Origin of the sequence: Nitratidesulfovibrio oxamicus (assembly GCF_015731765.1) — a bacterium.
In the GTDB taxonomy this organism is placed as follows: Bacteria; Desulfobacterota; Desulfovibrionia; order Desulfovibrionales; family Desulfovibrionaceae; genus Cupidesulfovibrio; species Cupidesulfovibrio oxamicus.
Genome location: NZ_VRYY01000662.1, coordinates 1 through 915 on the forward strand (window position 1 = coordinate 1; position 915 = coordinate 915).

Genomic DNA, 915 nt, shown 5'->3' on the forward strand with positions numbered 1-915 from the left:
GCCAGCGCGGACAGGCTCCGTCCGCCGAAGCGACCGGGGGCATGCCCGGTGCCCGGGCCGGGCGTCGGGCCAGATGCAGAGGTCGCCGAGTCCGCCGGGGTGGTCATGCGGAGGCTCCACCTGCCGCCGCATCACCGTGCAGGCCGTCGCTTTCGATGACCCCGTCGCGGATGACGATGCGCCGCCGCGCACGGGCGGCGGTTTCCGCGTCGTGGGTTACCACCACCACGGTCTTGCCGGTGCGGTTGATGTCCGCGAACAGGTCCAGAATGTCGGCGCTGGTGGTGGTATCAAGCTGGCCGGTGGGTTCGTCGGCCAGGATCAGGGCGGGGTCGTTCAGCAGGGCGCGGGCCAGGGCCACGCGCTGCTGCTGCCCGCCGGAAAGGCGCGCGGGCACGAAGTCCATGCGGTCGCCCAGTCCCACGCGGTGCAGCAGGTCTTCCGCCCGTTTGCGCTGGGCGCGCAGGTTCTTGTGGCTGTACAGGCCCGGCAGCAGCACGTTGTCCAGCGCGGTCGCGTAGGGGATGAGGTAGAAGTTCTGGAACACGAAGCCGGTCAGTTGGTTGCGCGCCTCCGACCGGGCGTCGTCGTCCAGATGCGACACGTCGTGCCCGTCCAGCACGTAGCGGCCCGAGGTGGGGCTGTCCAGCAGGCCCAGGATGTGCAGCAGCGTGGACTTGCCGGAGCCGGAAGACCCCTGGATGGCCACGAACTCGCCGCGCGTGATGGAAAAACTGACGCCGCGCAGCACGTCCACGGTCAGGTCGCCCTGCCGGAAACTGCGGGTGATGCCGGACAGTTCGACCAGCGGAGCGCCGGAGCCAGCCGCCGGGGCGGGCGTTTCCGCAGCGCCGGTTTGCCGCACCGCGTCGTTGGGTGAGGTGGCCATGTCGTGCGCCCCGCTACCGGCCCGGC

1 protein-coding gene is annotated in these 915 nt (G+C 71.0%); it reads right to left on the bottom strand.

Annotated features, from left to right (window positions below):
- Positions 1-103: 103 nt before the first annotated feature.
- Positions 104-889, bottom strand: coding sequence for an ABC transporter ATP-binding protein (locus FVW20_RS16985; protein WP_231039205.1), 786 nt, complete (start codon positions 887-889; stop codon positions 104-106).
- Positions 890-915 lie beyond the last annotated feature (26 nt).